We start from the raw sequence: 6,018 nt of genomic DNA on the forward strand, positions 1-6,018 counted from the left end.
GTGCATTCTTGTGCATGCCAACGATGCTTCGCTCCGACGCGCCGGCAAAATGCTGCTCCTACTGCGGTGGGCGCGACCACAATTACGAGGATTGCCCGAAGCGCAAAAGCGATGCCGAACGGCAGAAGGACGCGTCAGGCAACGCCTACCAGCGCGACGCTGCGGCTGGAGTGGAAGTCCGCTAAAGCGGTTCCAGAAAAGTGTCGGCGGTTTTCCGTCCGAAACTGCGTCAAACAGACAAACGGTTTTCAAAGCCAATCTCCATTGTCCGCCTAGCCTGATGGCGAGCTACCAATCGCTACCTTGCATAAACAGGTAGCGTGTTATATACAGCCATTGAATTGGAAGTTACGCATGACCGACTCGATCCAGGTGCAGTTGCGAAAAGGCGCTCTCGAGTTGTGCGTCCTGGCCGTGCTGTCGCGGGGCGAAAGCTATGGCTACGAGATCGCCAGCACGCTGGTCGCCGCTGTGAACATGGGAGAAGGCACGATCTATCCGCTGATGCGGCGGATGCAGAATGACGGCCTCGTCGCCACCCGCATCGTCGAGTCGAGCAGCGGGCCGCCGCGCAAATATTACCGGCTCACGCCGCTCGGCCAGCAGGCTTTCGAAGCTCATCGCCGCGACTGGCGCTCGCTCGCGGGCGCAGTCGACAAACTTCTTGAGGATTTGCCATGACCAGGGATGCCTTCCTGCGAAAATTGAGACTGGGGCTCGCCGGCCTGCCAACTCAGGAGATCGAGGATATTATTGGCGACTACGCCGCCCATTTCGCCGATGCCTCGGGCCGCAGCGAAGCGGAGGTCGCGGCGGCCCTGGGTGACCCGGCCAGGCTTGCCCGCGAACTCCGCGCCGAAGCTGGGCTGCGCCGTTTTGAAACTCATTGGAGCGTGTCGAACATGTTGGCGGCGACGTTCGCGCTTGCCGGCCTTGCCTTCGTCGACATCGTCTTCCTGCTGCCGCTGCTCATCACCGCGGTCGTGCTTGCGCTCGGCCTTGGCATCACGCTTGTCGCCATCGGTGCGCTGGGCATCAAGATCATTCTGACCACGCTGCTGTTCGAGCCCGGCGGCACGCTCACGGCGATGCTTGGCCGCGTCTTCATCGGCGCCGGACTGGTGTGCGGGTTCCTCGGCGGCGGCGCCCTGCTGTTGCTGGGGTCGAGCGCCGGCATACAGGTCTTCGGGCGCTATGCCCGGATGCATTCCCGTCTGACCCACCCGGACCGCAACCAGGCTTGAGCGGTGCCAAGATCGCAATTTGTCATCACGTTGAAGGAAACGGACCATGACTGGAAAACTGGCATTCGTCGCAGCGGCGGGACTGGCCGGCGCCGCGCTCTTCCTGGCCGTCGGCATCGGGCTGGCCGGGCCGGACTGGATCAACGCCGGGGGTTCATGGATTGGCGGACAATCCACCTGCGGAGCAACCACATCGACCAGAAAAGAGGTCACGCTGCCGTTCCGCAACGACGGCAGTTTCACGATCGCTTTGCCGGCTTCAGTCCGTTATCAGCCGGGTGACAAGGCCGAGGCCGTCGTCAGCGGCGAGTCGACCCTGATCGACCATGTGCGGATGGAAGGCAGCAGGCTCACCTTGGATTGCGAACCGGGCTGGTTCGCGTCCCGGTTCGATGTCAGCGTGTCGGGGCCGGCAATTTCAGACTGGAAAGTGGTCGGCAGCGGCGACCTTGCCCTGTCGCAGATCAATCAGCCCGGGCTGCAGCTGAACATCCGCGGCAGCGGCAGCGTTACCGCAACCGGAACCGCCCAGACGGTCGATCTGGATATCCGCGGTTCGGGCACCGGCCGGCTCAGGAACCTTATCGCCCAATCCGCGCGGATCGAGATCCGCGGCAGCGGCGATGCGGAGATTACCGCACAAGCGTATGCGGACGTCACGATTTCCGGCAGCGGTGACGTCGACGTCTATGGGCACCCGACCATGCGGCGTTCGGAGGTCAGAGGCAGCGGCAGCATTACGCAGGTGCCGTAAAGCAATTTCGGCGTAGGGAATTGCCCTGGCCGGCCGAACCACCCGGCCGGTCCGACCGGCCGGCGCGAACATCCTTCCATGTCCAGAGGATTGCAATGCCGCCACTATTGTGGGCAAAACCAGCACGGGCAATCAAGTTGGGGTGGGGCAATGACCGATACGCAAGGCAATTCGGGCCGTCCGCAGGGCAAGCCGGGGACGGCGTCGATCGGTTCCGGCCTGATCGCCCTCGTCATCGTGGCGCTCGGCGTCTTTGCGCTCCTGGGATCCTGGTACACGATCGACCAGGGCGACCGCGGCGTGCTCTTGACCAACGGGGCGCTGAGCTCGGTCGTCGATCCCGGGCTGCATTTCAAGCTGCCATGGCTGCAGCGCGTCGAGAAGATCAGCCTGCGCCAGCAGGTGCTCAAATGGGGCTGCGAGAACCAGAACGATTGCAGCGGCCTGCCGGCCATGCAGGCCTATTCGCGCGACCAGCAGCCGGCGGACATGCGCGTCACCGTCAATTTCCACGTGCCGGCCGCCGAAGTCAGCAACGTCTACACCAATTACGGGTCGATCGAGGCACTGGCCGACCGTGTCATCGCCAGGAAAGCACCGCAGGAAATCAAGACGGTGTTCGGCCAGTACGACGCGGTGTCGGTGATCCAGAACCGGGCGAAGTTCAACAAGGACGTCGCCGAGGCCATTGCGGCGGTAACCGATGGCCCGGTGATGATCGACAGCGTGCAGGTCGAGAACATCGACTTCTCCGACGCCTACGAGCAGGCGGTCGAAGCCAGGATGACGGCGCAGGTCGAGGTGCAGAAGCAGGAACAAAACCTGCAGCAGGAAAAGATCAAGGCCGACATCGCCGTCACCCAGGCCAAGGGCCGCGCCGACAGCGTCAAGGCCGAAGCCGAAGCCAGCGCCTACAAGACCAGGATCGAAGGCGAGGCGACCGCGGAAGCCATCAAGGCCCGCGCCGCCGCAATCGCCAACAATCCGCTGCTGGTCGAACTGACCAAGGCGGAGAGATGGAACGGGGAATTGCCGAAGTCGATGATCCCGGGCTCAACCGTACCGTTCCTCGAACTCAGCTCGCCGGCCGCAGCATCGAACTGAGGCGCGGCATCGCGGCGCAACCAGGTCAGGGCGGCGGCGCGGTAGCCGTCCTGATGCGGTCACGGCTGAAGCACGGCGCCTCGGGCGCTTGCTTGCGTTTGCCCGAGAAAAGCCGTCAGCAGCTCTATTCCCGCCGGCCAGTCGCCGAGCCCGCTGTCGCCATTGATGTGGCCAAGCGGTCCGGCGATATGGAGATCGCTGCCCCAGCGCTCGGATTTTGCCCTGACATAGTCCAGCGAGCCGTAGGGATCGTTGGTGCTGGCGACAATCAGCGAAGGAAAGCGAAGCCGTTGTTGCGGTGTCTCGGCGAAGGCGCGGGCGGAGGAGGGGAAGGCCGGCGACGCAGGGTCCGGAACCGCAACCAGCAACGCGCCGCCGACCTCGCGGGGCGAGATCCGCTGCCAGTGCGCGACCAGCAGGCAGCCGAGGCTATGGGCGACGAGCACCGGTGGTGTCCTTGCCGGGCCTACAGCGGCTTCCAGCGCAGCCACCCAGTCGTCGAAGTCCGGCGCGTCCCAACTCGCCGGGCTGAACCGCCGCATCGCCAGGTCCGCCTGTTGCCAACGTGTCTGCCAGTGGGCTTTGCCCGATCCGCCGATGCCCGGCACAATGATGAATTCGGTCATGCGAAGCCCTTCTCTCCTGATGCAACGCGCGCAATTCTAGGTCTTCTCCCAGGCGGCGGAATGAGAGATCATCGGAAAGCAGCGAAGAAATCCGATGGATTAAAGGTGATCATGCGGAACGGCGATTATCGGCCAAGGCTCGATCCCACCGATCTGGCGATCATCGAGATCATGCAGGAGGATGGCCGCATCGGCATCTCCGAGCTTGGCCGCCGCGTCGGCCTGTCCCAGCCCGCCGCTTCGGAACGGGTGAAGCGGCTGGAGGAGCGCGGCGTCATCACCGGTTACAAGGCGGTGATCAATTCGGCAGCGCTCGGGCTCGGCACCATGGCGGTCATCCGCTTGCGCACCACGCATGAGCATATCCAGGCCTGCCTGAAGAAGTTCGCCCAGTTGCCGGAGGTGATCGAGGTGCTGCGCGTGACCGGGGAGGACTGTTTTCTGGTCAAAGTCGTAGTCCCGTCACCGCCCGACCTTGAAAGCATCGTCGACAGCATCGGCCACTACGGCACGGTGACGACAAATGTGGTTCTGCGCGCCGAGCCACCGAAGCGGCTGGGGCGCGAATTGGTGACGAGGGCCTGACCGGGGCGCCGCCCCGCCGCCCGTCTATCGCTTTGTCTGCGTATGCCCGACGGCATTGGCGAACGAGATGCCGCCCTTGATCTCGCGCATCGCCATCGAGGTAATCGTGCGCCGCACGCCGGGTAACCGGCTGAGCTCCTCGCGCAGCATCCTGTCGAGCGCCATCATGTCGACGGTGACGATCTGCAGGAGATAGTCGGCCTCGCCTGTCGTGGCGTGGCAGCGGCGGATCAGCGGATGCTTCTGCACCGCCGCCTCGAAGGCGTCCGACAGCTCGAAATCGATCGACACCTGGATAAAGGCTTCGATGCCGAAGCCGAGCTTGGCCGGGTCGATGCGGGTCGAGTAGCCGCGGATGACGCCGGCGTCCTCCAGCGCCTTGACCCGCTTCCAGCACGGCGTCTTGCTCAGGCCAACCTCGTCGGCGAGCGCGGCAAAGGAGATGCGGGCATCGCGTTCGAGCGCCGCGACGATCTTCCGGTCGACCGCATCCAGCAGCATTCGTTCTTTCCTTCCGCTTCAGATGCAGTTTTTGTCCTTTGTTTCCCGCCAGCCGAATAACAGAAAGGGACAATGTTCGGCAAGAAAGCGATTAGACTCGGGGACCGGGACCCAACAAGCGCCTGCGGCCCGACGGCCGGGGCAAGGAGCATGGCCATGGACAAGCAGGACTATTATGCCCGCATCGAAACGCCTGAGATGCGCGACTATGGCGTCTACCTCAAATGCGACAGGCTGCTCGCCTGCCAGAAGCCGCTGGCCGAGATGGTCAATGCCGACGAGCTGCAGTTCCAGATCGTGCATCAGGTCGAGGAACTGTGGATGAAGCTCATCGCCTATACGCTGGTCGACGTCGTCGATTTCCTGGAAAAGCAGGACACGCATCGCATCGTTACGCTGATGGGGCGCGTGCACCGGCTGATGCGCATGATGACGGCGCAGCTCGACCTGCTCGAAACCATGTCGCCCAAGGAATACCAGCAGATCCGGTTGCAGCTCGGCAATGGCAGCGGCCAGGAATCGCCGGGCTTCAAGCAGCTGCTGCGGCTGCCGCCCGATCTGTGGCGGGCCTTCAAGGCGTCCTACCTCGATGGCCGCGGGCTCTCGGTCGAGGACGTCTACGATGCCGGCTACGATCACGGCGACAGCTATGTCGTTGCCGAAGCGCTGGTCGAGTTCGACGAGCTGTTCCAGAAATTCCGCGCCAACCACCTCTACCTCATCCACCGCACGATCGGCCTCGGCGCGAAATCGCTGAAGGGCCGGCCGGTCGAATTGCTGGAGGCCGGCGCCCGCCACCGCTTCTTCCCGGAGCTCTGGGACATACGCTGGGCGATGACCGACCGCTGGGGCAGCCAGTATGGAACGATACGGGAGCCGATCAGCAAGCCGGGGGCCAAGGTGGGGTAGTCCTGAACCTGGTTCCTCGCCCTAGTAAAGGCAGGCAATCGATAGGGAGTCCCCCTCATCCGGCCGCGGAGCCTGTCCTCGGGCTTGCCGGAGGCAAGACCCGTGAGCGGCCACCTTCTCCCCTTGTGGACCTGTTGCGCAGTCATGAGCAAAAGCTTGCGGCGGCGGGGTTGCGGCGGTTGTTCGCTTGTTTGCGGGGGATAGTTGTGTGCGTCAAGTTCTGCAAAAATGGCGTGGCAGTAGCTGTGACGTCGGCGTGTCCGCCGCGCAGCCCCCGTGTTTAGCGGAGCGGCGG

9 protein-coding genes are annotated in these 6,018 nt (G+C 63.8%); 7 read left to right on the forward strand and 2 right to left on the reverse strand.

Features of this window, described 5'->3' with window-relative positions; all coding sequences use genetic code 11:
* Positions 1 to 14: 14 nt before the first annotated feature.
* The 5 genes from NKH71_RS14750 (at position 15) to NKH71_RS14770 (ending at position 3,102) form a co-directional block, all read left to right on the forward strand.
* Positions 15 to 185: a hypothetical protein gene (locus tag NKH71_RS14750; RefSeq protein WP_023718131.1), complete on the forward strand. Its 171-nt coding sequence runs from the start codon at positions 15 to 17 to the stop codon at positions 183 to 185.
* Positions 186 to 354: 169 nt separating this feature from the next.
* A complete protein-coding gene (locus NKH71_RS14755) occupies positions 355 to 681 on the forward strand; it encodes a PadR family transcriptional regulator (protein WP_023718132.1) in 327 nt (108 codons plus the stop codon).
* Positions 678 to 1,244: a DUF1700 domain-containing protein gene (locus NKH71_RS14760; protein ID WP_023718133.1), complete on the forward strand. Its 567-nt coding sequence runs from the start codon at positions 678 to 680 to the stop codon at positions 1,242 to 1,244. Before NKH71_RS14755 ends, NKH71_RS14760 begins: the two co-directional genes overlap by 4 nt.
* A gap of 46 nt (positions 1,245 to 1,290) precedes the next feature.
* Positions 1,291 to 1,998: a GIN domain-containing protein gene (locus tag NKH71_RS14765; RefSeq protein ID WP_352481626.1), complete on the forward strand. Its 708-nt coding sequence runs from the start codon at positions 1,291 to 1,293 to the stop codon at positions 1,996 to 1,998.
* 150 nt (positions 1,999 to 2,148) lie between these two features.
* Positions 2,149 to 3,102, forward strand: coding sequence for a prohibitin family protein (locus NKH71_RS14770; RefSeq protein ID WP_023718135.1), 954 nt, complete (start codon positions 2,149 to 2,151; stop codon positions 3,100 to 3,102).
* A 59-nt stretch (positions 3,103 to 3,161) separates the two neighbouring features.
* On the opposite strand, the gene NKH71_RS14775 is transcribed toward NKH71_RS14770, so the two are convergent.
* Complete coding sequence (locus tag NKH71_RS14775; protein WP_023718136.1) at positions 3,162 to 3,728, reverse strand: RBBP9/YdeN family alpha/beta hydrolase; 567 nt, start codon at positions 3,726 to 3,728, stop codon at positions 3,162 to 3,164.
* A 111-nt stretch (positions 3,729 to 3,839) separates the two neighbouring features.
* On the opposite strand from NKH71_RS14775, the gene NKH71_RS14780 reads away from it, so the two are divergent.
* Entirely contained in the window at positions 3,840 to 4,313 is a 474-nt protein-coding gene (locus tag NKH71_RS14780; RefSeq protein WP_023718137.1) for an Lrp/AsnC family transcriptional regulator, read from the forward strand.
* A 24-nt stretch (positions 4,314 to 4,337) separates the two neighbouring features.
* Here the strand turns inward: NKH71_RS14780 and NKH71_RS14785 are convergent, their stop codons facing one another.
* Positions 4,338 to 4,814, reverse strand: a complete 477-nt coding sequence (locus NKH71_RS14785) for an Lrp/AsnC family transcriptional regulator (RefSeq protein WP_031193729.1) — start codon at positions 4,812 to 4,814, stop codon at positions 4,338 to 4,340.
* Positions 4,815 to 4,970: 156 nt separating this feature from the next.
* Between NKH71_RS14785 and NKH71_RS14790 the strand changes: the two genes are divergently transcribed.
* Positions 4,971 to 5,723 carry a tryptophan 2,3-dioxygenase family protein gene (locus NKH71_RS14790; RefSeq protein WP_352481624.1) on the forward strand — a complete coding sequence of 251 codons (753 nt, stop codon included), beginning with the start codon at positions 4,971 to 4,973 and terminating at the stop codon, positions 5,721 to 5,723.
* Positions 5,724 to 6,018 lie beyond the last annotated feature (295 nt).

The organism is Mesorhizobium sp. M0983 (assembly GCF_040318975.1).
Classification (GTDB): Bacteria; Pseudomonadota; Alphaproteobacteria; order Rhizobiales; family Rhizobiaceae; genus Mesorhizobium.